This window comes from Burkholderia sp. NLJ2, assembly GCF_049487195.1.
Taxonomy (GTDB): domain Bacteria; phylum Pseudomonadota; class Gammaproteobacteria; order Burkholderiales; family Burkholderiaceae; genus Burkholderia; species Burkholderia pyrrocinia.
Genome location: NZ_CP137809.1, coordinates 230,291 through 255,085 on the forward strand (window position 1 = coordinate 230,291; position 24,795 = coordinate 255,085).

At 65.8% G+C, this 24,795-nt stretch carries 15 protein-coding genes, 1 pseudogene and 2 riboswitches; of the genes and pseudogenes, 10 read left to right on the top strand and 6 right to left on the bottom strand.

The window, feature by feature from the left end; translation table 11 throughout:
* Positions 1-1,029 precede the first annotated feature (1,029 nt).
* Positions 1,030-4,623: a YadA family autotransporter adhesin gene (locus R9B84_RS17675; protein WP_423760669.1), complete on the top strand. Its 3,594-nt coding sequence runs from the start codon at positions 1,030-1,032 to the stop codon at positions 4,621-4,623.
* Positions 4,624-4,852: 229 nt separating this feature from the next.
* Here R9B84_RS17675 and R9B84_RS17680 read toward each other — a convergent pair whose 3' ends face one another.
* A complete protein-coding gene (locus R9B84_RS17680) occupies positions 4,853-5,272 on the bottom strand; it encodes a DUF1810 domain-containing protein (RefSeq protein ID WP_423760670.1) in 420 nt (139 codons plus the stop codon).
* A 325-nt stretch (positions 5,273-5,597) separates the two neighbouring features.
* On the opposite strand from R9B84_RS17680, the gene R9B84_RS17685 reads away from it, so the two are divergent.
* Positions 5,598-8,357 (top strand): UPF0182 family protein, encoded by a 2,760-nt coding sequence (locus R9B84_RS17685; RefSeq protein ID WP_423760671.1) that lies wholly within the window; start codon positions 5,598-5,600, stop codon positions 8,355-8,357.
* Positions 8,358-8,523: 166 nt separating this feature from the next.
* Here R9B84_RS17685 and R9B84_RS17690 read toward each other — a convergent pair whose 3' ends face one another.
* Positions 8,524-9,894 carry an MFS transporter gene (locus tag R9B84_RS17690; RefSeq protein ID WP_423760672.1) on the bottom strand — a complete coding sequence of 457 codons (1,371 nt, stop codon included), beginning with the start codon at positions 9,892-9,894 and terminating at the stop codon, positions 8,524-8,526.
* A gap of 132 nt (positions 9,895-10,026) precedes the next feature.
* Entirely contained in the window at positions 10,027-10,560 is a 534-nt protein-coding gene (locus R9B84_RS17695) for a toxin (RefSeq protein ID WP_423760673.1), read from the bottom strand.
* 273 nt (positions 10,561-10,833) lie between these two features.
* Here R9B84_RS17695 and R9B84_RS17700 point away from each other — a divergent pair, with 273 nt between their 5' ends.
* Positions 10,834-11,598 carry an SDR family oxidoreductase gene (locus R9B84_RS17700; protein WP_423760674.1) on the top strand — a complete coding sequence of 255 codons (765 nt, stop codon included), beginning with the start codon at positions 10,834-10,836 and terminating at the stop codon, positions 11,596-11,598.
* A 9-nt stretch (positions 11,599-11,607) separates the two neighbouring features.
* Positions 11,608-11,745 carry a hypothetical protein gene (locus R9B84_RS17705; protein WP_423760675.1) on the top strand — a complete coding sequence of 46 codons (138 nt, stop codon included), beginning with the start codon at positions 11,608-11,610 and terminating at the stop codon, positions 11,743-11,745.
* Positions 11,746-11,999: 254 nt separating this feature from the next.
* Here R9B84_RS17705 and R9B84_RS17710 read toward each other — a convergent pair whose 3' ends face one another.
* Together R9B84_RS17710 and R9B84_RS17715 are read right to left on the bottom strand one after the other, a co-directional pair.
* Entirely contained in the window at positions 12,000-13,091 is a 1,092-nt protein-coding gene (locus tag R9B84_RS17710) for a hypothetical protein (RefSeq protein WP_423760676.1), read from the bottom strand.
* 463 nt (positions 13,092-13,554) lie between these two features.
* Complete coding sequence (locus tag R9B84_RS17715; protein ID WP_423760677.1) at positions 13,555-14,586, bottom strand: ABC transporter substrate-binding protein; 1,032 nt, start codon at positions 14,584-14,586, stop codon at positions 13,555-13,557.
* Between the two features lie 136 nt (positions 14,587-14,722).
* Positions 14,723-14,845, bottom strand: a riboswitch (guanidine-I (ykkC/yxkD leader).
* A gap of 455 nt (positions 14,846-15,300) precedes the next feature.
* Positions 15,301-15,436: riboswitch (guanidine-I (ykkC/yxkD leader) on the top strand.
* Between the two features lie 58 nt (positions 15,437-15,494).
* Between R9B84_RS17715 and R9B84_RS17720 the strand changes: the two genes are divergently transcribed.
* From R9B84_RS17720 to R9B84_RS17745, 6 genes are read left to right on the top strand one after another with little or no spacing between them, the layout of a single operon-like run.
* The gene (locus R9B84_RS17720; protein WP_423760678.1) at positions 15,495-16,250 is read left to right on the top strand and encodes an urea amidolyase associated protein UAAP1; all 756 of its coding nucleotides are present in this window, start codon (positions 15,495-15,497) and stop codon (positions 16,248-16,250) included.
* 11 nt (positions 16,251-16,261) lie between these two features.
* Positions 16,262-16,918, top strand: coding sequence for an urea amidolyase associated protein UAAP2 (locus R9B84_RS17725; RefSeq protein ID WP_423760679.1), 657 nt, complete (start codon positions 16,262-16,264; stop codon positions 16,916-16,918).
* A complete protein-coding gene (gene uca / locus R9B84_RS17730) occupies positions 16,915-20,505 on the top strand; it encodes an urea carboxylase (protein WP_423760680.1) in 3,591 nt (1,196 codons plus the stop codon). The genes R9B84_RS17725 and uca overlap by 4 nt, the downstream gene beginning before the upstream one ends.
* Positions 20,502-22,424: an allophanate hydrolase gene (atzF, locus tag R9B84_RS17735; protein ID WP_423760681.1), complete on the top strand. Its 1,923-nt coding sequence runs from the start codon at positions 20,502-20,504 to the stop codon at positions 22,422-22,424. Before uca ends, atzF begins: the two co-directional genes overlap by 4 nt.
* Positions 22,425-22,472: 48 nt before the next feature.
* Complete coding sequence (locus R9B84_RS17740; RefSeq protein WP_423760682.1) at positions 22,473-23,447, top strand: ABC transporter permease; 975 nt, start codon at positions 22,473-22,475, stop codon at positions 23,445-23,447.
* Positions 23,448-23,492: 45 nt separating this feature from the next.
* The gene (locus R9B84_RS17745) at positions 23,493-24,407 is read left to right on the top strand and encodes an ABC transporter ATP-binding protein (protein WP_423760980.1); all 915 of its coding nucleotides are present in this window, start codon (positions 23,493-23,495) and stop codon (positions 24,405-24,407) included.
* Between the two features lie 73 nt (positions 24,408-24,480).
* Here R9B84_RS17745 and R9B84_RS17750 read toward each other — a convergent pair.
* Positions 24,481-24,690 (bottom strand): annotated as a pseudogene (locus R9B84_RS17750) (formate/nitrite transporter family protein); the annotation flags it as partial.
* Positions 24,691-24,795 lie beyond the last annotated feature (105 nt).

Sequence of the window (24,795 nt, forward strand, 5' to 3'; positions counted from 1 at the left end):
GTATTCGGACTGGGCCGGACTGCGCGGCAGGCAACCGGTTGGCGCATTACACGGCGTTCGTTGTTTTGATCACTGAGCCGGTAAAGACGCGGACGATTGCCGTGGTCGCGTCGTGAATGGTCGCGGCTGCCGGTATCGATGCGAGCGGAATTGTAGGAGCATATTTCGAATCCCGCCAGATGGGTTGTCGATATTCTTCCCGTTATGTCGATTGGAGTATTTTCGGGATGTATGGCGGATTTCGCCTGGGTGTCTTCGCGTTGATGTTCGTCAAAACCTGCTGATTTCCAGTGTGTCCGGCACGCAATCACGCAGCCGGCCGGCTCTCCGGCGGCGACTCGTCGGATTTCATTTTATTTAAATCCGCTTCAGCAAAGCATTTATCCTTCTCAAAAAACATTTCGATTAGTCGAGGCCGCGCGAAATCGTTTGCGAGGTGAGTGCATTTTATGTAACGCATTGAATACATTGAATTTTACAATCTATAAACAATGCCGCCTTTAATAATCATCGATCGTGTCTCATAATTCGTCCGAACTTTGAGCGACGGATGGCACAGGACAACGGAAGGCGCCGCGAACCGCGACGGACGTTGCGCGATTCGAATCCGAAGCATCGGTTGATGCATGCCTGAACGAACGTCCTGCACATGGAAACGGAAATCCGATTGCCGGAGATGAAATAAAAGAAACGGGGTTGGTCGCGGTCGGCGCGACGTCAGATTCTGGGTGGTTATAGAGACGGGTTGAATCTCCGGATTCGATCGGGGGTGAACTCGTCCACAAATAACAATACGTATTCCTAATGCATGTAACGAATTAACGGAACGGGCCGTAACGAGACGGCGTGCCCGGGCTCTCGAACGCCTTGTCGATTTGCAAGGTCGGTGCGTGTCGCGTTCGACACGGCCGGGCCTGGCATCGTGAACGGGTTCCGCACTGAAGTCGTAATCGCAATCGAAGTCGAATCTGTCAATAAAAGTAAGTAGTCCGTATTCAAACATTACGATACAAAACGGAGCAGAACAGCATGAAGAGGAACCAGATTTCGGCGCTTGCCGCCGCCATGTTCACGGGTGCAGGCGTGTTGATCGCGGGAGTCGCGCACGCGGACAATTTCGTCGACCGTGGCAACCCGGACAACGCGTTGAACGGCCAGTGCATCGACGGCACGAACCCGCTCTGCGTGGCAACGAAGAGCGGGAGTTTCGTGGCGGTGAGCACCTCGAACGTCACGCAGGGAACGAATGCCAAGGCCGGCACCAGCGGTATCGCGATCGGCGACCAGTCGAACGCAAGCAGCAAGGGCGGCACCAGCAGCGGCGGCGCGATCGCAATCGGGGTCGGCTCGCAGGCACTGGCGAACTCGGCCACGGCGATCGGCACGGTGGCGGTCGCGCAGGGCAATACGTCGCTCGCGGTCGGCCGTCAGTCGGCCGCAATCGGCGATTTCTCGATGGCGCTCGGCAACGTCGCCGATGCGCACGGTACGAGCTCGATCGCGCTCGGCCACTCGGCGCTGGCCAGCGGCGATCGCTCGATCGCGATCGGCGGCGCCAATCCGACGTCGAGTGACGGCGTGTCGAACGGCGCCGCGTACGACGCGGCGACGCAGACGCGCGCCGGCGGCACGCAATCCGTCGCGATCGGCGCAGGCGCGCAGACGAACGACAACAACCAGGTGGCGATCGGCTCGGGCAGCGTCGGCGCGAACAACGGCGGCACGCCGGTATTCGGCGGCACGGCCGCACCGGTCGGCGGCGCGGTGTCGTTCGGCGCGGTCGGCAACGAACGCCAGCTCAAGAACGTCGCGGCTGGCGCGGCCGATACGGACGCGGTCAACGTCCAGCAGTTGAAGAACGTGAACAGCACGCTCAGCACGGGCATCGGCAACGTCGACGCGCGGGTGACGTCGGTCGGCAATTCGCTGTCGACTTCGATCACGAACGTCGACCAGCGCGTGACCAACGTCGGCAACAGCCTCAGCACGAGCATCGTCTCGGCAACGAAGAACGTCGTGAAATACACCGACGATTCGCATGCGGCGATCACGCTCGACGGCAGCAACGGCACCACGATCGGCGGCGTCGCGGCCGGTGTCGCGGATACCGACGCGGTGAACGTCGGCCAGTTGAAGGGCAGCGTCGCGCCGCTGCAAACGTCCATTTCGACGGCGGCTTCGAACATCACGAACCTGCAGAACAGCGTCTCCGGCATCAACACGTCGCTGAGCACGGCGGCCTCGAACATCGGCAACCTGCAGGCGGCCGATACGCGCAACGTGAAGTATGACGGCGCGAGCGGGTTCGATTCGGTGACGTTCGCCGGCACCAACGGCACCACGCTGCACAACGTCGCGGACGGCAAGGACGTGCACGATGCCGTCAACGTCGGCCAACTGAACGGCGGCCTCGCATCGCTCAGCACGAGCGTGACGAACAACCTCAGCACGACGCTCGGCAACCTGAGCACGTCGATCACCAGCCAGATCGGCAACGCGACGAAGAACGCCGTGCAGTACGACGACGATGCACACGGCGGCGTCACGCTCGGCGGCAAGGGCGCGCAGGCGCCGGTCGGCCTGCACAACGTCGCGGACGGTATTGCCGCGGGCGACGCCGTGAACGTGGGCCAGCTCGGCAAGGCGACCGACACGCTCAACCAGTCGATTACCACGCTCGGCAACCAGGTGACGACGAATACGGGCAACATCGCCGCGCTCCAGCAGGATGCGCTCCTGTGGAACCCGAGCCTCGGCGCCTACGATGCAAGCCATGGCGGCAAAGGCCCGCAACGGATCAGCAACGTCGCGGCCGGCAAGAACGGCACGGATGCCGTCAACGTCGACCAGTTGACCGCGGCAGTTCAGAACGGCACGAGCCAGCTCGATGCGCTGGCCGTGAAGTACGACGATGCGAGCAAGCGGCAGGTTTCGCTCGGCGCGGGTAACGGCGGGAGCCCGGTGCGCGTGACCAACGTCGCGGAAGGCAACGTGGCGTCCGGCAGCACGGACGCGGTGAACGGCGCGCAACTGCGCCGCGCGATCGACGGCACCGCGGCCGCGCTGGGCGGCGGCGCGACGGCGAACCCGGACGGCTCGATCAGCGCACCGTCCTACAAGGTCGGCGGCGGCTCGTTCAACAATGTCGGCGACGCGCTGACGAACCTCGACGGCCGCGTCGGCAGCAACACGACGACGCTCGAGAATCACGAAACGCGCCTCGGCAATGCGGAAACGAACATCGCCGGCAACACCGCCGCGATCGCCGGGCTGCAGCAGGACGCGCTGCAGTTCGACCCGAAACTCGGTGCGTACGGCGCGGCGCGCGGCGGCGCGCCGACGAAACTGACGAACGTGGCCGACGGCAACGTCGCCGCGGGCAGCACGGACGCCGTGAACGGCGGCCAGTTGTCGGGCGTGAAGTCCGATCTGCAGCAGCAGATCACGCAGGTGTCGAACCAGACCGGCGAAGCCGTGAAGAACGTCGTCAAGTACGACGTCGACACGAACGGCAACCGGTTGAATTCGGTGTCGCTCGTCGGCGGCGACGCCAATTCGGCGGTCGTGCTCAAGAACGTCGCCGCGGGCACCAGCGATACCGACGCGGTGAACGTGAAGCAGTTGAAGGACGTGCAGTCGAACCTCAACCAGCTCGGCGCACTCGCGGTGCAGTACGACGACAGCTCGAAGAGCACGATCACGCTCGGCGGCGCCGGCGGCACGCGCATCACCAACGTGCAGGCAGGCACGCTCAGCGCAACCAGCACGGACGCGGTGAACGGCTCGCAGCTCTACGCGACCAACCAGCAGGTGTCGAAGAACACGACCGACATCTCGAACCTGCAGGGGAACGTGACCAATATCGCAAACGGCAAGGCCGGCCTCGTGCAGCAGCAGGATCCGAACGGCGCGGTCACGGTCGGGAAGGACACCGGCGGCACCAGCGTGAACTTCTCGGGCACCGCGGGCGACCGCGCGCTGACCGGCGTCGCGGCGGGCGTGAAGGACAACGATGCGGTCAACGTCGGCCAGTTCAACAACGCGTTGAAGAACGTGGCGGCCAGCGACAAGATTCGTGCGGCGGCAACCGATGCGAACACGACGTGGATCGCGCGCGCCGATGCGGGTGCGATCGGGTCGACGGCGACTGCAACCGGCAAGAACGCGGTGGCGGTCGGTCAGGGCTCGGTCGCCGATCGCGACAATTCGTTCTCGGTCGGCGCGAAGGGCAGCGAGCGCCAGATCACGAACGTCGCGGCCGGGACGGCGCCGACCGATGCGGTGAACGTGCAGCAACTGAACGACAACCTCTCGACCGCTTCGACGCAGGCGAAGAGCTACACCGACCAGCGCATCGGGCAGGTGTACAACTCGTTCAACGACCTGAAGAAGGACATGTACGGCGGCGTTGCGTCGGCGATGGCGGTGGCCGGCTTGCCGCAACCGACGGGTGCGGGCCGCTCGATGGTGTCGGCGGCGACCTCGAACTATCACGGCCAGCAGGGCTTTGCGGCAGGGTACTCGTACGTGACGGAGAGCAACCGCTGGGTCGTCAAGGCATCGGTGACGGGCAACACCCGCTCGGACTTCGGCGCGGTCGTGGGCGCGGGTTATCAGTTCTGATGTCGTTCGCGCAGCATGGAGCAACCGGTGGTGCCGGGCAATGGTGGTGATGCCCGGTACCAGCGGGAAATCCTTGGCCCGGGGTCGGTGTGTCGACCTCGGGCCATCGGCGTTTGACGCGTTGCCTGAAATCGACGCATCGGGGGATATCGAATCTCCTCGACGGAATACGTGGGCGGAAGATCAACGACCACGTCGCTATGTCGAGGTTCATTCGGGCCGACACCGCCTAGATTCTTGCGAGCGTGTTGTGATCGCCCTCGCCGCCGAAATATTTCTCGAGCGCCTCCACGAACACCGTGTTGTCGGCAGTCGCATGCGCGAACAACGTGACCGACGACCGGAATTTCAGGTAATCCGGATACCCGAAAATCGTCTGGATCGAACTGCCTTCGACCTGATTGACCAGCCGTGTGCATTCCCGCAGCCTTTCGCCGAGCAGCGGATGCTGAAGATACGCGACGGCTTCGGCCAGTGTCGAGATCGCGTACCGTTGCGCCATCGCGCTGTCGCCAAGCCCTTCGATCTGCGGAAACACGAACCACATCCAGTGGCTTCGCTTGTGTCCGTTCTTCAGCTCGTCGCAGACCTGCGCATACACCGAATCCTGTGCGTCGACAAAGCGCTGAAGATCATGGGGATCGTCCATTTCGCCCTCCGTCCGTTCCGGCGCGGCAAGCCGCCCGAGCACTCATTGTGAGCGTGACCCGGATGGCGTGCAAACGCCCCGTTGACCGTGCGCTCACCCGGCTTCGCATCGCGTCCCGCGAGCGGGATCGATCGAATTTGCTGCACTGCACTGCACTGCGATCGATCGTCCCAGGTGACGTCGCGCATGCCGCCGGATGGCGACGTGCCGGCAACGGGCGTAGCATTCAGACATGCGGCCGGCCGCGATCCTGGCTGACGGATCGGCGGCACACCCCGATCCGGCCGCAGCCGGCCACGCACGATGGCCCGGCAAAGGAGCCTCGATGCGCTCGCAAGCAACGTCCGTCTCGCGCCTGAGGCGCTATGGGATCGCGGCTGCGGTTGTCATCGCGTGCCTGATCGTCATCGGGCGCATCACCGGTGTCCTGGTCGACTGGCTGTGGTTCTCGTCGATCGGCTATGCGGGCGTCTTCTGGACCATCCTGTCCGCTCGGGTGCTGCTGTTCGTCGCGGTGTTCGCCGTGTCGGCGGCTGCGATCGGCGCGTCGGGGTTGCTCGCGCATCGCCATGCAGGGCCCGTCGATGTCTGGCCGGTCGAGGACACTGCGTCGACGCGTGAGGAGGAAGTCCTTCTGGCGCTGGCAAGAGACGTCGCGTCGCGCATTCCATGGCGCGTGGTCATTGCCGCCGGTGCCGCCTTCCTCGGGCTTGCGATCGCCGCCGGTGCGATGTCGAACTGGGACGTTGCGCTGCGCTTCCTGCATCAGGTGCCGTTCGGCGCGCACGATCCGATCTTCGGCAAGGACATCGGTTTCTATCTGTTCGCGCTCCCCGTCTGGATCGTGCTGAAGAACCTGCTGCTGCAAGTGGTCGTGTGCTGCGCGATCGCCGCAGGCATCGTCTACTGGCTGCGCGGCGACATCACGCTGCGGCGGCCGAAGGGGCTCTCGTCGGCTGCCGCCGTTCACGGTTCCGCGCTACTGGCGCTCTTCTTCGTGCTGAAAGCCTGGTCCTGGTGGCTCGAACGCTTTCTGCTGCTGTACGACAACAACGGCGTCGTGGTCGGCGCCGGCTATACGGATATCCACGTGATGCTGCCGGTGCTGTGGCTGCTCGTCGGCCTCGCCACCGCGTCGGCCGTTGCGATGCTGGTCAACCTGCGCCGGCCCGGCTATCGGCTGCCGGCCGCTGCGGTGCTGCTGGTGTTCGGCACGTTGTTTGCGCTCGGCATCGTCTATCCCGCGCTGTTCCAGCGCTTCTACGTCAAGCCGACCGAACTGCAGCTCGAGACGCCCTATATCCGGCACAACATCGCGTTGACGAGGCAGGCTTACGGTCTCGCGCAGATCGAGATCAAACCGTTTGCGGCCGAGCAGGGCCTGAATCTCGCGGTGCTGCAGGCCAATCGCGCGACCGTCGACAACATCCGCCTGTGGGATGTGAAGCCGCTGATGGATACCTATGCACAGTTGCAGGAGATCAGGACTTACTACAAGTTCTTCTCCGTGGATATCGATCGCTACCGGCTCGACTCCGGCTACCGGCAGGTCATGCTGTCGGCGCGCGAACTGGAGCAGACGATGCTGCCGGAGAACGCCCGAACCTGGGTGAACCTGCATCTGCTGTTCACCCACGGCAACGGCGTCGTGATGTCGCCGGTCACGGAGAAATCCACGGAAGGCTTGCCGTCGCTCTATCTGCGCGACATTCCGCCGGTCGCGGATGGCGGACCGGCAATCAACGAACCGCGCATCTACTTCGGTGAAGGCGGGCAGGGTTATGTGATCGTGAAGGGCAGCGTGCCCGAATTCGACTACCCGAAGGGAGACAGCAACGTCTACACGTCCTATAGCGGGCGCGACGGTGTCGCGATCGGCGGCGCGGCGCGGCGCAGCCTCTTCGCGTGGCAGTTCGACGATCCCAACATCCTGCTGACGCACTACATCACGAACGACAGCAGGATCCTGTTTCACCGCAACATCCGGGACCGGATACGCACGATTGCACCATTTCTCGCGCTCGACCACGACCCGTATGTCGTGGCCAGCAACGGACGCCTGTTCTGGATGCAGGACGCCTATACGACCAGCCGCTGGTTTCCGTATGCGCCGCCCGGTGTCGGCGACGGCGCGAACTACATTCGCAACGCGGTCAAGGTGGTGGTCGACGCGTACAACGGCACGGTCGACTTCTACGTCAGCGATCCTGCCGATCCGCTGGTGCGGACTTACGCGCGCATCTTCCCCGGCATGTTCAAGCCGCTCGACGCAATGCCGCAGGATCTTCAACGGCATATCCGCTACCCGGAGGATCTGTTCCTGATCCAGGCGAACCTCTACCGCGCCTATCACATGGATGCACCGGAAGTGTTCTACAACCGCGAGGACCTCTGGCAGTTTCCTCGCGCGCTGGGCGATATCGACGGCGGCGACGCCGCGAACACGCAGATGGCGCCGTACTACACGATCATGAGGCTGCCCGGCGACGCGCAGGCCGGTTTCGTGCTCATGCTGCCGATGGTGCCGAGCCAGCGCGAGAACATGATCGCGTGGCTGGCCGCGCGTTGCGACCCGCCCGGGTACGGCAAGCTGATCGTCTACGCGTTTCCCAAGGACAAGCTGATCTACGGGCCGTACCAGATCGAGGCGCGCATCCAGCAGAGCACGGAAATCTCGCAGCAGATCTCGCTGTGGAACCAGATGGGCTCGCGCGTGATCCGCGGCCATCTCGTGGTGGTGCCGATCGAGCACTCGATTCTCTATGTGTCGCCGCTTTATCTGCGCGCGGCGTCGGGCCAATTGCCCGAACTGAAACGGGTGATCGCGGCCTATGGCGATCGCGTCGTGATGGAGGAAAACCTGAGCGAGGCGCTCGCGGCGCTCTTCAAGGAGACGGGGCCGAGGCCGGTGGCGGCGCCGGCCGGCGGCGCGGCGGATGCGCGCGCCCGCGACGCGCTGGCCCATTACGACCACGCGATCGAGCGGCTGAAGGCGGGGGACTGGGCCGGCTTCGGCGCGGAACTCGATGCGCTCCGGCCGTTGCTCGAAGCGCTGGGCGCCGTTCGCGCGGATAACAAGAAGTGAATGGCGCGCAGTTGAACGGGCGTGAACTCGACTGCCCGTCATCAGGAAGTCGTCGCGTTGTTCCGGACGCGCGCGTTGTCCTGAATCGAGACCGGGTGCGGAAAGCGGGCCGGCAGCTACCTCGTCATCCTGCACCTCATCAATCGATCGAGCGCCGGCCAATCCGTCAGGTCAGCGGCGGCGCGTGCCCATGATCCTCCAGACCCCGCGCATCGTCGTATTCCCGCGAAATATCCTTGTTCGTGTAGTCCCCGAGCTTCGATGCGGCGACCAGGCTCAGCACCGCACACGCCAGCACGTACACCGCGATTGCATACCCCGAATGGTAGTAGGCAAACAGCGCCGTCGCGATCAGCGGTGCCGGGCCACCTGCAATGACCGAAGCGAGCTGATACCCCATCGACGCACCGCTGTACCGCAACCGCCCGGTAAACGACTCGGCAATCAATGCGGCCTGCGGCCCGTACATCATCGAATGCGGGACCAGCGACAGCACGATGGCCGCGAAGATCCATGCCGGATTCCGGCTGTCGACCATCGCGAAGTAGAGGAATCCGAACACACCGACGGTGGCCGCGCCGATCATGTACATCCGCCGCCGCCCGATCAGATCCGACACGTGCCCGAACAGCGGAATGGTGAAGAACTCGACCACGGATGCAACCAGCACGGCAGTCAGCAGCAGTTCACGCGTGACGCCCAGCGCCGTGATCCCGTAAGTGAACACGAACGCCGTAAAGATATAGAACGGCGCCTGTTCGGCCATCCGCGCAAACGCCGACAGTACGATATCCCGCGGCTGCTTGCGCAGCACTTCGAGCATCGGCGTCTTCTCGATCCGGCGCTCGGCCAGCAGCTTCGCGAAGATCGGCGTCTCGAGAATGTTCAGGCGGATATAGAGCCCGATCGCGACCAGCAGGATGCTGAGGACAAACGGCACGCGCCAGCCCCACGCGAGGAAACTGCTGCCGGAAAACCAGCTCATGGCCAGCACGGCGAGGTTGGCGAGGAACAATCCCGCCGGCACGCCGAACTGCGGCCACGACGCGACGAAGCCGCGATGCGCATTGGTGCGCGCCCACTCCATCGACATCAGGACCGAGCCGCCCCATTCGCCGCCGACGCCGACACCCTGGATGAAGCGCAGCACCGTGAGGAACACGGCGCCCCAGATGCCGATCGTTGCGTAGGTCGGAACGAAGGCCACGGCAAACGTGGCGAGCCCCATCAGCAACAGGGTCACGATCAGTGTGGCCTTGCGTCCGATGCGGTCGCCGTAATGGCCGAAGATCGCCGCGCCGACCGGCCGCGCGACAAAGCCGACGGCATAGATCAGGAACGCCTGCAGCGTGCCGACGAGAGGGTGGGACTGAGGGAAATACAGCTTTGCGAAGACCAGGCCGGTGACCGTGCTGTAGAGGAAAAAGTCATACCATTCGATCGTGGTGCCAATCGTGCTGGCTATGACGGCGCGGCGCAACTGGCGCCGGGCTTCCTCGTCGGAGAGGGGCGTGGCCGCGGATTGCATGGCAGCCATTTTGATATCTCCCGGAAAAGGGCGATAGAGAAATTAACCATACGCCCCGTGATAGGTTCCGGCAAGTGCAAGCGGCCCATGGTTTGCCCGGCGTCCCGGCCGTTCAGTCAGAAGTCCTGATATATCGCATGCTCAACGACCAGCGCGGGCATGCATGTCGATGAACGCGCGGGTACGCGCTGGCTCGGTGATCTCCGTCCATTGCAGATGCGCGTATTTCGGATCGTCGCGCAGGTTGGCGAACTTGACGCGGTTCTTGTCGAACGTGGTGGTTGACCACAGCAGCACCGAGTCTTTCGAGCAAAACGCCATCCGCAGCGACTCCCGGTTGCCGTGAAAAAGCTCGGTGCGCATGAGCCCGCGGCTGACCGTGCGCCAGAGCACCCGGGAGAACACCGTCCATCGCCCGAAGTTGAGCCAGACGACATGCGTGGCTCTCGACCACAGCACGTCGCGCACGGCGCTGTAGTTCCCGTCGGCGACCCAGCGGTCGCCGGCCGTCGCGGCCAGCACGGCGTTCTCGAACTGTTCCGGCGGCACGGCTGTCCAGTCGGGGCCCCAGTAGAGTTGGTCCAGTTCGATGTATGGGCAACCAGCAGCGGCCGCCAGTGCACTGGAGAAGGTGGATTTCCCCGATCCGCTGGTTCCGACGACGACGAAGCGCATGTGTTTGACCGCGGTCGAATTTCGAAGCCGCGTATTGTGCCTCATGTCTCGAAGCGGCGGATCGTTACCGATCGGTTCCACGCGATTCGAGAATCGCCTGATGGATGCCGCTATACGAGGCCGGTTCAGAATCGCTCGAGACGGGTTTTTCATTGTCCCGGCGGGCCGTCGACCATCGAAAATCCCGCCCGAATTTGATAGCAAGAAACGGAATGCTTGCATGGCCGGATGCGACCAGACTGACAACTGACCAATCCGAACATGAGACAGACAATGAACGTGCTTGCAAACAAGGTTGCCATCGTCACCGGCGCCAGTTCCGGAATCGGACGCGCGACCGCGTTGCTTTTCGCTCGCGAGGGCGCAGCGGTGGTCGTTGCCGCCCGTCGCAAGGCCGAGTTGGAAAGCCTTGTGAGGGAAATCACCGCACATAAAGGAACGGCGGTTTGCGTCGCGGGCGACGTCAGGGATGAGACTTATGCGCAGACCCTCGTTCAGACAGCCATCGACCGCTTCGGTGGCCTGGACATTGCGTTCAACAACGCGGGGACACTTGGCGAAATGGGTCCCACGCCACACATATCCAGGACGGGTTGGAGCGAGACGATCGACACCAATCTCACGAGCGCGTTCCTCGGCGCGAAGCATCAGATCCCCGCGATGATGCTTCGCGGTTCGGGAAGCGTCATCTTTACTTCGACTTTTGTCGGGTACACGGTCGGCTTCCCCGGCGTCGCAGCCTACGCCGCCAGCAAGGCAGGATTGATCGGGTTGACCCAGTCGCTCGCCGCGGAGTTTGGACCGAAGGCCATTCGCGTCAACGCAATCCTTCCCGGTGGAGTCGACACCCCGATGGGGCGCACCATGAGTGCGTCGCCCGAAGCAATGGCTCATGTGGCGGGACTACACGCGCTCAAACGGATTGCCACGCCGGAGGAACTTGCGCAGTCGGTTCTCTACATGGCTTCCAGCGCCTCGTCATTCATGACCGGCGGCGCGCTGCTGGTTGATGGAGGGGTGTCGATCAATCGCACCTGATGTCGGCGCTTGGGCCGCTTCAAACAGCCCGGAAACGAATTCGGCAACTTCGACGTGAACGCATCGGCCCGGCGAATCGCCGTCGCGGTGAACGGCGCGATGGAGCGGGGCGTGGAACCCGAACCGGTCGTGTTCTACGGCCGCTGATGCGGGTCTGAATCGCTCATCGGCGTAGGGGGAAAGCCGTTGCGCGGACGCGGAGGTGTGTCGGCTCCGAGCCGACTGGCGGAGCGGCCATCCGCTCAATCTGACGTCGATCGATTCCGGTTCGGTCCACGACGCACCACGGCACCAGACGCTGTATCGCGCCTGGCGTTCCGCAGAATCGCTTGCGTCACGGCTGGCAAGCCGGGCCGTTGCCCGAACCCGTTACTCGCCAGCCGAAGACGGATTGCTTCTGCTCACTTGAGCGACACCACCATGTTCTGCGTGTTGCCGACGCGCACGTAATCGAAGTTGAGGAGCTTGTCGGTCGATTGCGGTACGCCGTCGACGGCGACAACCCGCTTGCTCAGCATGGCCGATTTCTCGAACGCGCTTCCGGCGCCGTAGAGGGTGAATTTGCCCTTGCTCTTCGATTGCGGGGTGGATTGAAAATTGAACAGCGCCTCGGGATATTTTTTATCGCTCAGGAAATCGAAAGGTTTTCCGCCGGAATACGTTTCGAATTCCACATTGGCATCATGAGCGATGGAAAATGTTGCCGCCGACGCGCTGTCATAAAAATCAACCGAGTCGGTGAAGAACTTCACATTTGCGTCCTCCTGGGCCGCGACTCCCACCCTTTTGCGCAACGTGATTTTCTTGCTCTTCATCGAGCTATTTGCACTCTTTCCGAAGGCGAGCCGCGATTCGGCGATTTCCATCGTGCCGCCCGTCGATTCCATGTCCAGCGAATAATTGCCGCCCGGGAGGTGGGGCAGGAGCGCGGGCGAAACGTAATATTCGCTGAACGTCAGCACGATCTCGTCGGCCCGGACCTTCAACGCGGAACGATCCTTGAGATGCAACCTCTTGGTGCTGGCGTACAGTCGGCAGTCGACCTGATAACGGCTGGCGCCAGCCATCTCCAGATCGAGGAGGAGGTCGATCGACATGCCGAGCAACGGCGGGACAAGGCCGCCGGCATTCACCGTATCGAAACGACTGACCTCGAACGAAGCATCGAGAATCCTGAAGTTGACGAACGGATGACCGATGAGTTTGTGCGGATACGGCCCCATCGTGAAATCGACGCCCTTCGAATCGCCGGACAACCCGCGCATCAGGAGCGCGCCGCTACGGAGATCGATTTCGACCGGCGGGATCGCGTCGTCGAAACTTCCGCCCCACACGGACGACTGCCTGGAAAGCAGCGTCAGCGTTCCGGCGGGGGGGATCATCGAGAAGGATTTGCCGGCATCCTTGTCAAAGGAGGCCGAGCTCAATTCATTCGGCCCCGGAGCGTTGTAAACCTGGTCTCCATGAGGATTCCACGTGATGATTTCCGGCATGATTTTCTCCTGATTCATTCGAACGGAATGTGCGGGATTGTCGAATTTCCCCGCATCAATTTCGAGGCCAATGAAAGATGACTGGCGGTTGAGCAGCTCTATTCGCAAAACCTGAAAACTGGAGGTTTGCGAATGAGTGTCACCAATATAGGAGCGCTTTTTTCCGGAATCGATTACACCTGATTACGCGGGGTGTCGTGCCGGGAGATCCTGCATGTGCACGCAGATCGGCTCAGGCCGAGGATCACGGCTCGGGATCCTCGCTGGCCTGCACCGGCCGATGCGCATCGAAGTCGCCGCGTACCTGCGGTGCGACCGCAAGACGTGGCGCTCGCACGCATGAAAGCGAGCCTCGTCGAGGCCCCGCTAGAGCGGCGCACGCGCCGGGTGCGGGGCGCCGGCGCCGATGCGGCGCCACTCGACGCGTTGCGTGCGCCGCCCGCGCTTGACGGCCCGGCCCCCCTCAGGGCGACGTCACCAATCGCGGATCGATATACGCGTCGATGTCCTGCGTCTGCTTGTAGACCGCATTACGCACGTTGAATGCGTTCGCGTTGCGGGTCGACCCGTAGATCGAATCGAGCCCGTCGCCCTTGCGGAACGCCTGTTTCGCGGCCGCCGCATCGAGCAGGTGCGTGCCCTTCAGCAGCGGCAGATATTGCGCGGGCGTGAGACCCACGCGCGCGGACATGATCTTCACCGCGTCGGCCTGCGTCTTCGGATCGTTGATGTACGCGACGCAGCGATACCAGACCTTGACGACCTTCGCCCAGTCGGCCCGGCGCGCGGCGAGGCTGGTCGGCGTGACCGTGATCGCGTCGTAGATCAGCCCCGGTGCATCCGCCGACGTGAAGATCGCGCGCGCACCCGGCGCGCGTTTCAGCGCCTCCCCGGCGTTCGGCTGCCATGCCGCGACCGCCGCGATGTCGGACGACGCGCCGAGCACCTGCGGCAGTTCGTTGGTCTTCGCGTTGACGAGCGTGACGTCGCCGTCCTTCAGCCCGTGCTTCTGCAGCGCGGTTTCGAGCAGCAGGTGATCGACGAGCCCGAGCTCGACGCCGACCTTCCTGCCCTTCAGGCCTTCGACGGTCCGCAGCGGCGGCTTCGCGATGATCATGTCGTTGCCGGCGGAATAATCGGTGAGCAGGATCATCACGTTCTTCGCGCCGGACGCACCCGTGACGAGCGCATCGCCGTTGGTTACCGCGACCGCGTCGAGCTTGCCCGCGGAGAACGCGTCGAGCGACGCCGAATAATCGAACCATTCGAAATCGACGTCGACGCCGGCTTCCTTGAACCAGCCCTTGTCGAGCGCGACCTGGAATGCGACCCAGCCGGGCCAGTCGCTGTAGCCGATTTTCAGCGGTGGAGCCGCATGCGCGGCGGGCGCGGCGAACAGCGACGTCGTGACGGCGACGGCGGCAAACGCGAGGCGAACGGAACGGAGGTGCCGGGAGGACAGCAGGCGGCGGAACGGCGAGGCGAGGCGGGTCATCGTTTTCTCCAGGAGACCGGGATCGGGATCGTCGGCACGGGTCGCGCCCAGGCGCGATCCGGCCGCGTGACCGGTTCCTGCGGATGCGGGACGAACGACCGGCCACGGAGAGGCGCGACGGCCGTCGCCATCGCCAATCTCCCGGGCTTTTGTCCCGCCGTGTAGCGCCATGCGCGCACGATCAGACGACCGTGCGCACCGGCACCGGGCTGCTCTCGGACCAGACGTTCGACGAACCGGAACCCTAGCACCCCTAAGATGCGACACCGCCGCACCTCTCGGCATCGGAACGAGCGAGAAGCATGCCAGCGGCGTGATCCGGCCGCCGACGTGCGTCGGAAACGCGCCGTTCAGCGGCGGCGCGCGGCGCGCTGCAGTTCGATGAAACGGGCGGAGAAGAGCGCGGCCAGCGCGCGCCGAAGCAGGTCGAGTGTGTTCATGAGCGGTCGTTCGACAGAGTGACGGTGTGCGTATTCAGCAATGGCCGTGCCATTGCAATCGCACGCGGCGTGCGCACGCATCGCTGCCCCGCGCTGGTGCCGGCCGCGTTCGCCTGGTGCGCGGGTTGCCCAACCCGAGGGCAGCCGAGGATCGCGCATCGTGCGCAGTCCGGTCGCCGCAGCCTCGCCGGACGGGGCTCGGCGCGGCCGCGGAAGGCGCTGGCACGCAACTCGCTTATTCCCCGACCGAGAGGTGCGAAGCAATTTGCATCATCTTCAGGATCGCTAGGGTTCCGGTCGCGCGGCGTCACACGCCGTGCGATGCCTGGTCCGAGAGCAATCCGGTCTTGCCGCCTACCTTGTTACGAGGATCCGGCGAGGCTCCACGGAGGGACAAAAGCCCGGGAGGTCGCGATGTCGTTCGGTCGCCCTCTCACGCCTTTTGTCCAACCGATCCGAGGAGCCGCCATGTCGCCGAGCCCCCAAGCCTCGCTTGCCCCGTTGCCGCACGTCGTGTGGGAAACGGTCATTCCCGCCGGAACCCATTGGTCCGGCATCCTGCGTCGCGGTCTCGCGCTGCGCATCGTCGACGTCGACGGCGGCGCGAACCTGTCCGCCGTGTTTCATCGCCACGAAGATCCGCTCGAACGCTACAACATGGCCGACACGCTGAAGGCGCAGCACACCGCGCACCTGACGCGCGGCCACGCGCTGTATACGGACATGGGCCGCGTGATCGCATCGATCACGGCCGATACGCTCGGCTGGCACGATCCGCTCGGCGGCATCGGCGACGCGCGGTTGTTCGCGCGGAAGTACGGCACGTCGTCGTATCAGGCCGAACGCAACGCGATGATCCGCAACGGCCGCGACAGTCTCGTGCTCGAACTCGCGAAATACGGGCTGTCCGCGCGCGACCTCGTCGCGAACGTCAATTTCTTCAGCAAGCTCGCGCCGCGCGACGACGGTTCGTTCGATTTCGTCGCGGGCCATTCGCCGGCCGGCGGTGCGTTCGACCTGCGCTTCGAGATGAACACGCTCGCCGCGTTCTCGACCGCGCCGCATCCGCTCGATCCGCAGCCGGCCTATGCGCCGAAACCCGTGAAGCTGATCGCGTATCGCGCGTACCCGGCCGATGCAGCCGCGCCGGAAGCCGACCCGTGCCGCACCGCATGCGCGGAAAACACGCGCGGCTTCATCAATACCGACCGACTGTTCGCGTGAGGAGACCCGACATGCCGATCATCGAAAGCCGCCTCGACCCGCGGCACGCGATCTACGACACCACGCTGAACGCCGGCGAGCCGTGGCTGCACGACGTGAAGCGCGGGCAGGTGCTGCGCATCCTCGACCTCGAAGGCAACCAGGCCGTCGACACGCTGTTCTACCGGACCGATGCGCCCGACGAGCGCTACAGCGCGCAGGACACGATCCGCGAGCAGCGCAACCTGTACCTGAGCGCGGGCAGCGTGCTGCTGTCCAGTCTCGGCAACCCGATGGTGACGATCGTTGCCGATACCTGCGGCCGCCACGACACGCTCGGCGGCGCGTGCGCGGCCGAGAGCAACACGGTGCGCTACGCGCTCGACAAGCGCCACATGCACAACTGCCGCGACAGCTTCCTCAATGCGATCACGCACTGCGCATGTGGCACCGGCGCACGGCTGACCAAGCGCGACCTCGTCGGCAACGTCAATTTCTTCATGAACGTGCCGGTTACGTCGCTCGGCGGGCTGACGTTCGAGGACGGCATTTCCGCGCCCGGCAAGTATGTCGAGATGCGCGCGGAGATGGACGTCACGGTGCTGATCTCGAACTGCCCGCAGCTCAACAATCCGTGCAACGGCTACAACCCGACGCCTGTCAGGCTCACGATCTGGGGACCGCAATGAGATTCGCCAAAGTCCTCGTCGCGAACCGCGGCGAAATCGCGTGCCGCGTGATCCGCACGCTGAAGCGGCTCGGCATCGCATCGGTCGCGATCTACTCGGAAGCCGATCGCGATGCGCGCCACGTCACGCTCGCCGACGAAGCCGTTTGCGTCGGCGCCGCGCCGGCGGCCGACAGCTACCTGAACGTCGCCGCGATCCTCGCTGCGGCGCGCGCGACCGGTGCGCAGGCCGTGCATCCCGGCTACGGCTTTCTGTCCGAGAACGCCGGTTTCGCCGACGCATGCGAGGCCGCCGGCCTGCGCTTCATCGGGCCGCGCGGCGAGCAGATGCGCGCATTCGGCCTCAAGCACACAGCGCGCGAACTGGCGCGCGCGCACGACGTCGCGCTGCTGCCGGGCACCGGGCTGCTCGCCGATGTCGCGACGGCGCTCGCCGAAGCCGACGCGATCGGCTATCCGGTGATGCTCAAGAGCACGGCGGGCGGCGGCGGGATCGGCATGTCGCTGTGCCGCGACGCCGCGCAGCTCGCCGCGGCGTTCGAATCCGTCGTGCGGCTCGGCAGCGCGAACTTCGCGCACGCGGGGGTCTACCTGGAGAAATTCGTCGAGCACGCGCGGCACATCGAGGTGCAGATCTTCGGCGACGGGCGCGGCGGCGTGATCGCGCTCGGCGAGCGCGACTGCTCGGTGCAGCGGCGCAACCAGAAGGTGATCGAGGAAACGCCCGCGCCGGATCTCGCCGACGGCGAGCGCGCCGGGTTGCACGCGAGCGCGGTGCGGCTCGCGCGCGCGGTCGCCTATGCGTCGGCCGGCACCGTCGAGTTCGTGTTCGATGCGCGCGAGCGCCGCTTCTATTTTCTCGAGGTGAATACGCGGCTTCAGGTCGAGCACTGCGTGACGGAAGCCGTGACAGGCATCGATCTCGTCGAATGGATGATCCTGCAGGCCGAAGGCGAACTGCCGCCGCTCGATACGCTCGCTGTCGCGCCGCGCGGCGCGAGCATCCAGGTGCGGCTCTATGCGGAAGACCCGCACAAGCAGTTCCAGCCGAGCGCGGGCGTGCTCACGCACGTCGCGTTTCCGGATGCGGTGCGTGTCGACACGTGGATCGACGCGGGCACCGAGGTGAGCGCGTATTACGATCCGCTGCTTGCCAAGCTGATCGTGCGCGGCGACACGCGCCGCGATGCGCTTGCGGCGTTGCGCGACGCGTTGGCAGCCACCGAGCTGTACGGGATCGAGACCAATCTCGACTACCTGCGCGCGATCGCCGGTTCCGACACGTTCGCGCGCGGCGCGCAGACGACCGCGTTCCTGTCGCGTTTCGCGTTTGCGCCGCACACGATCGACGTGCTCGACGGCGGCGTGCAGACGACGGTGCAGCAAACGCCGGGCCGCGTCGGCTACTGGGCCGTCGGCGTGCCGCCGTCCGGGCCGATGGACGACCGCGCGTTCGATCTCGCGAATGCGCTGCTCGGCAATCCGCGCGACGCGGCCGGCCTCGAGTTCACGATGGTCGGCGCGACGCTGCGCTTCAACGCCGACACGCTGTTCGTGCTCGGCGGCGCGCCGCTCGCGGCGACGCTCGACGGCGTACCCGCACCGTTCTGGCAGGTGCTGCGCGCGGCGCCCGGCGCGGTGCTGAAGCTGGGCGGCGTGACGGGCGCGGGCGTGCGCGCGAGTCTCGCGGTGAAGGGCGGGCTGCAGGTGCCCGACTACCTGGGCAGCAAGGCGACCTTCACGCTCGGCCAGTTCGGCGGCCACGCGGGCCGTGCGCTGCGCAAGGGCGACGTGCTGCACCTTCATGCGGACGCGGGGCGCGGCGAAGCCGGCAAGACGCTCGCCGAAACCGACCGGCCGGCGCTTACGCACGCATGGACGCTCGGCGTGCTCGACGGCCCGCACGGCGCGCCGGATTTCTTCACGGCGGACGACATCGCGATGCTGTACGACACGCGCTGGACGGTCCATTACAACTCGAGCCGCACGGGCGTGCGGCTGATCGGCCCGAAGCCGCAATGGGCGCGCGCGGACGGCGGCGAAGCGGGCCTGCATCCGTCGAACATCCACGACAACGCGTACGCGATCGGCGCGGTCGATTTCACCGGGGACATGCCGGTGATACTCGGGCCCGACGGGCCGAGCCTCGGCGGCTTCGTGTGCCCGGTGACGGTCGTGCGCGACGAGCTGTGGAAGCTCGGGCAGTTGCGGCCGGGCGACACCGTGCAGTTCGCGCGCGTGGCCGCGGTTCCCGAGCGTGTATCGCCGGCACCGGCTTTCTTGTCGAACGCGGCTGCGCCGGACGACTGCGTGCTGTACCGCGATCCGGCGGCTGGCAACGGCATCGGCGTCGTCTACCGGCGTTCGGGCGATCGCAACGTGCTGATCGAGTATGGCCCGCTCGTGCTCGACCTGAACCTGCGCTTTCGCGTGCACGCGCTGATGTGCTGGCTCGATACGAACCGGCTGCCCGGCATGCTCGACCTCACGCCCGGTATCCGCTCGCTGCAGGTGCATTTCGATGCACAGGCGCTGCCGCTCGATGCGCTGCTCGCGCATCTTCAGGCGGCCGAACGCGAATTGCCCGACGTCGCCGATATGCGCGTGCCGAACCGGATCGTGCATCTGCCGCTGTCGTGGGACGACCCGTCGACACGCGTCGCGATCGAGCGCTACATGCAGTCGGTACGGCCGGATGCACCGTGGTGCCCGAGCAATATCGAGTTCATCCGCCGGATCAATGGCCTGAACGGCGTCGACGACGTGAAGCGCATCGTGTTCGACGCACGCTATCTGGTGATGGGGCTCGGCGATGTCTATCTTGGCGCGCCCGTCGCGACGCCGATCGATCCGCGGCACCGGCTCGTGACGACCAAGTACAACCCGGCGCGCACCTGGACGCCGGAGAACGCGGTCGGCATCGGCGGCGCGTACCTGTGCGTGTACGGGATGGAAGGGCCCGGCGGCTATCAGTTCGTCGGCCGCACGGTGCAGATGTGGAACCGTCACCGGACGACGCGCGCGTTCGAGCCCGGCAAGCCGTGGCTGCTGCGGTTCTTCGACGAGATCCGTTTCTACGAGGTCAGCGAGGCAGAACTGACCGAACTGCGCGCGGATTTCATCGCGGGCCGGGCCGAGTTGAAGATCGAGGAATCCGTGTTCGACCTCGGCGCGTACAACCGCTTCCTGCGCGACGAAGCCGAATCGATTGCCGCGTTCAAGGCGTCGCAGCAGGCCGCGTTCGATGACGAACGCGAGCGCTGGCGGGCGGCCGGCCAGGCGGAGTACGTCGGCGAGGCCGGGCAGGGCGACGTCGGCGCGGCGCTGGCCGGCGACACGCTCGACGACGCGCAGCGCGGCATTACCGCCGACGTGTCGGGCAGCGTCTGGAAGGTGCTGGTCGAAGCCGGCGCGCGCGTGACCGAAGGGCAGGTCGTCGCGATTCTCGAATCGATGAAGATGGAGGTGTCCGTGGTGGCGATGGAAGACGGCGTGATCGAGACGGTCGACTGCGCGCCGGGCGCGGCGGTCGTCGCCGGCCAGCGGCTGATGGTGATGAAGGCCGGTGCGGCCGAGGAGGTTGCATGAAGCCCTTCGCTCGTCATCCGCTCCCCGATCTGCGCTCGATCGCCGCGCTGCGCGCTCGGTACGAGGCCGGCAGCCTGACGCCGCATGCGGTCGTCGACGCGATCGCCGCGCACTTCGACGCGGGCGATCCGCATCATGCGTGGATCCGGCCGCTGACGCACGACGAAATGACACGCTACGCGGATGCGCTGGCCGGACGCGATATCGCCACGCTGCCGCTGTATGGCGTGCCGTTCGCGATCAAGGACAACATCGACCTGGCCGGCATTCCGACGACGGCGGCGTGTCCCGCTTACGCGTATGTGCCGTCGCGCAGCGCGGCGGTCGTCGAACGCTTGATCGCCGCCGGCGCGATCCCGATCGGCAAGACCAATCTCGACCAGTTCGCGACCGGGCTGTCCGGGCAGCGCTCGCCATACGGCGCGTGCCGCAATGCGCTCGACCCGCGTTATGCGTCGGGCGGATCGAGTTCGGGATCGGCCGTGGCCGTCGCGCTCGGCGTCGCCGCGTTCGCGCTCGGCACCGACACGGCCGGGTCGGGCCGCGTGCCGGCCGCGTTTCACGGGCTCGTCGGACTCAAGCCGACCAAGGGCGTGCTGAGTACGCTCGGCGTCGTGCCGGCGTGCCGGTCGCTTGACTGCGTGTCGGTGTTCGCGCATTCGCCGCGCGACGCGCGCGCGGTATTCGCCGTTGCGCACGGCGTGACCGACGGCGATCCGTACGGACGCGCATGGCAGCCGCTGCTCGACGCGGACGGCTGTCATGCGCGGCACGCTCGGCCGCTCGCAAGCATGCGCTTCGGCATGCCGCGCGCCGACCAGCTCGAGTTCTTCGGCGACGCATCGTATCGGGCCGCGTGGCAAGCGGCCGTCGCACACCTGCGTGCGACGGGCGCGCAGGTCGTCGAGATCGATTTCAGCGCGTTCCTCGCGACCGCGCGGCTGCTGTATGAAGGGCCGTGGGTCGCCGAGCGGCTGGCCGCGATCGGCGCGTTCTTCGCGGAACAGCCCGACGCGCTGCATCCGGTGATTCGCGAAATCGTCGGCGGCGCGGCGCGTTTCAGCGCCGCCGACGCGTTCGCGGCGTTCGACCGGCTCGCCGCGCTGCGGGTCGACGCCGCCCGCGCATGGGACGGCATCGATGCGATCGTGATGCCGACGTCGGCGACGACCGCGACCGTCGACGAACTGGAAGCCGATCCGATCGGCGTCAACGCGCGCTTCGGTTATTACACGAACTTCGTCAACCTGCTCGACCTGTCCGCGATCGCGGTGCCGGCCGGCGCCTGCGAAACCGGGCCGCATGCGGGGCTGCCGTTCGGCATCACGTTCGTCGGCCGCGCGCACGACGACGCGATGCTGCTCGATCTGGCCGGCGCGTGGGCCGAGGCGCAGGCGGGCGACGGCGACGTCACGGCCACCCAGCCGCTCGCCGCGCCGGCGGGTGTCGTGCGCGTGGCCGTCGTCGGCGCGCATCTGCGTGGCGAGCCGCTGAACGGGCAACTCACGCAGCGCGGCGCGCGCTTCGTCGCCGCGACGACCACCGCGCCCGCCTACCGCCTCTACGCATTGAGCGCGGCCGCGTCGGGCGGCGTCGCGAAGCCCGGCCTCGTGCGCGTGCCGGAAGACGGCGCGGCGATCGCGGTCGAGATCTGGGAGATGCCGGTCGCTGCCTACGGCAGCTTCGTCGCCGGCATCGGCGCGCCGCTCGGCATCGGTACGCTGACGCTCGTGGATGGTGCGCAGGTGCAGGGCTTTTTATGCGAACCCGCCGCGCTCGACGGCGCCGTGGACATCACGCGCTTCGGCGGCTGGCGTGCTTACCGCGCGAACGGCGCGAACGGCGCGAACGGCGCGAACGGCACGAACGGCACGAACGGCACGAACGGCACGAACGGCACGAACGGCGCGCCGCGCTGAATGCCCGGTCGCCCGCGACCGGCAAGCAACACGATACGGAGATTCACCATGTCAGTGACCCGCAATACGACCGACTGGCTCGCGGTGCGCCGCGAGCTGTCGACCCGCGGCAAGTGGACGCTCGGCATCGCGTCCTTCCTGCTGCCGCTCGCCGTCTGGTGCGTGCTCAGCTACGTGCCGTTCGTCTGGCATCCGCAGGTGCACATCACGAACCCCGGCAGCGTCGATTATTTCCAGCCCGGCATGCAGGTCGACCGCGACGTGTTCGACGACGAGCTCGCGCATGCGCGTGCGACGCATGCAGCCGTGCCCGAAGGCGAGCGCGCGAACCCCGTGTACCTGCCCGCGCCGCATCAGGTGCTGCGCGCGTTCTACACGGCGTTCACGACGCCGCCGGCTTCGCGCGACGGCGTGTGGCTGCACGAAAGCCTGTGGCACAGCATCCGCATCATTTTCTGGGGCTTCGTGATTTCGTCGGCGATCGGCGTGCCGATCGGCATCGTGTGCGGCACCTTCAGCGCGCTCGCGCGGCTGCAGGAGCCGTTCTTCGAGTTCTTCCGCTATCTGCCCGCGCCGGCGTTCGGCGCGCTGATGGTGGCGATCCTCGGCATCTACGACGCGCCGAAGGTCGCGATCATCGTGATCGGCACGTTCTTCCAGCAGGTGCTGATCGTTGCGAACACCACGCGCAAGCTCGAGTACGGGCTGTTCGAGGCGGCGCTGACGCTCGGCACGAAGAAGCCGGGGCTGATCGCGCACGTCGTCGTGCCGGGCATCCTGCCCGACCTGTATCGCGACCAGCGGATCCTGCTCGGCTGGGCATGGACCTACCTGATCGTCGCCGAGCTGGTCGGCACCAGTTCGGGCATCACGTGGTACATCAGCCAGCAGGCGCGCTACCAGCATTTCGACAACGTATATGCCGCGATCCTGATGATCGGGATCATCGGCCTCGGCACCGACATCGTGCTGGCGCTGCTCGGCCGCCGGCTGTTTCCATGGGACCGCACGCTGAAGGCGTGACGGCTGAACACGATGACCTACCGCATCCTTTCGGAAGAGACGATCATGCAGAATCCGCACAGCCTTCCCGACTATCTGCTCCAGTCCGACGCCGTCCGCGAACGCTTCGCACGCCTGAAGGCACGCGACGTGATCCTCGACGTGCGCCATCTCGGCAAACGCTTCCGGTCGCCGCAGGGCGAAGTGGTCGCGCTCGACGACATCAGCTTCCGCACTCACCGGCGCGAGTTCGTCTGCGTGATCGGGCCGTCCGGTTGCGGCAAGTCGACGCTGATTCGCATCCTGGCCGGGCTCGAGTCGCAGACGAGCGGCGACGTGCTGCTCGACGGCAAGCCGGTGCAGGGCCCCGGCGCCGATCGCGGGATGGTGTTCCAGGGCTACACGCTGTTTCCGTGGCTGACCGTGAAGAAGAACGTGATGTTCGGCCTGAAGCGCAACGGCAGCAGCAGCGGCGAGGCGGAACGCGAAGCGCTGCAGTGGCTCGACCTCGTCGGGCTCACGCGCTTTGCTGACGTGTATCCGCACCAGTTGTCGGGCGGGATGAAGCAGCGCGTCGCGATCGCGCGCGCGCTCGCGAACCGGCCGCGCATCCTGCTGATGGACGAACCGTTCGGCGCGCTCGATGCACAGACCCGCGCGAAGATGCAGGCGCACCTGCTCGACATCTGGCGCAACATCGACGTGACGGTCCTGTTCATCACGCACGATCTCGACGAGGCGATCCTGCTCGCGGACCGGATTCTCGTGCTGAAGGCCAATCCGGGCGCAGTGCAGGAACTGATCGAGGTGCCGGTGCCGCGCCCGCGCAGTTACTCGCAGTTCAACACGCCGGAATTCATCGCGACGAAGGCGCGGCTCGAAGCGCTGATCCATCCGGAGCCCGCGGGCGACGCGCCGGACGAAGACGCGGTGCGCCCGCACATGATCCGGATGACGGACGTGACGGACAACGTCGAGTGACGGTTGCCGCCCCGCTGCGCGACGAAGGCTGCGGGGCTGGCCGTCACGGCCTGCCGCAGGGCCGCAGGGTGGATCAGGCCTTGCGCGCGACGACACCCACCGGCGAAGCGGGCACGCGTTTCGGCGCGGTCTTGTAGTGCGTGCTGTACAGCGCCGCGCCGACGAACAGCAGCCCGCCGACCAGGTTGCCGAGCACCGTCGGGATCTCGTTCCACAGCAGATAGTCGACGATCGTGAAGTGGGCGCCGAGCATCAGGCCGGGCGACCCGACCGGAAACAGCAGCGAACCGGCCAGCGCGTTGCCGGTGTTGGTCGTGATGCTGACCGCGAACGCGAACGCGAACGCGAACGCGGCCGTGGCCGCGAGGATCGCGCCTTGACTTGCGAG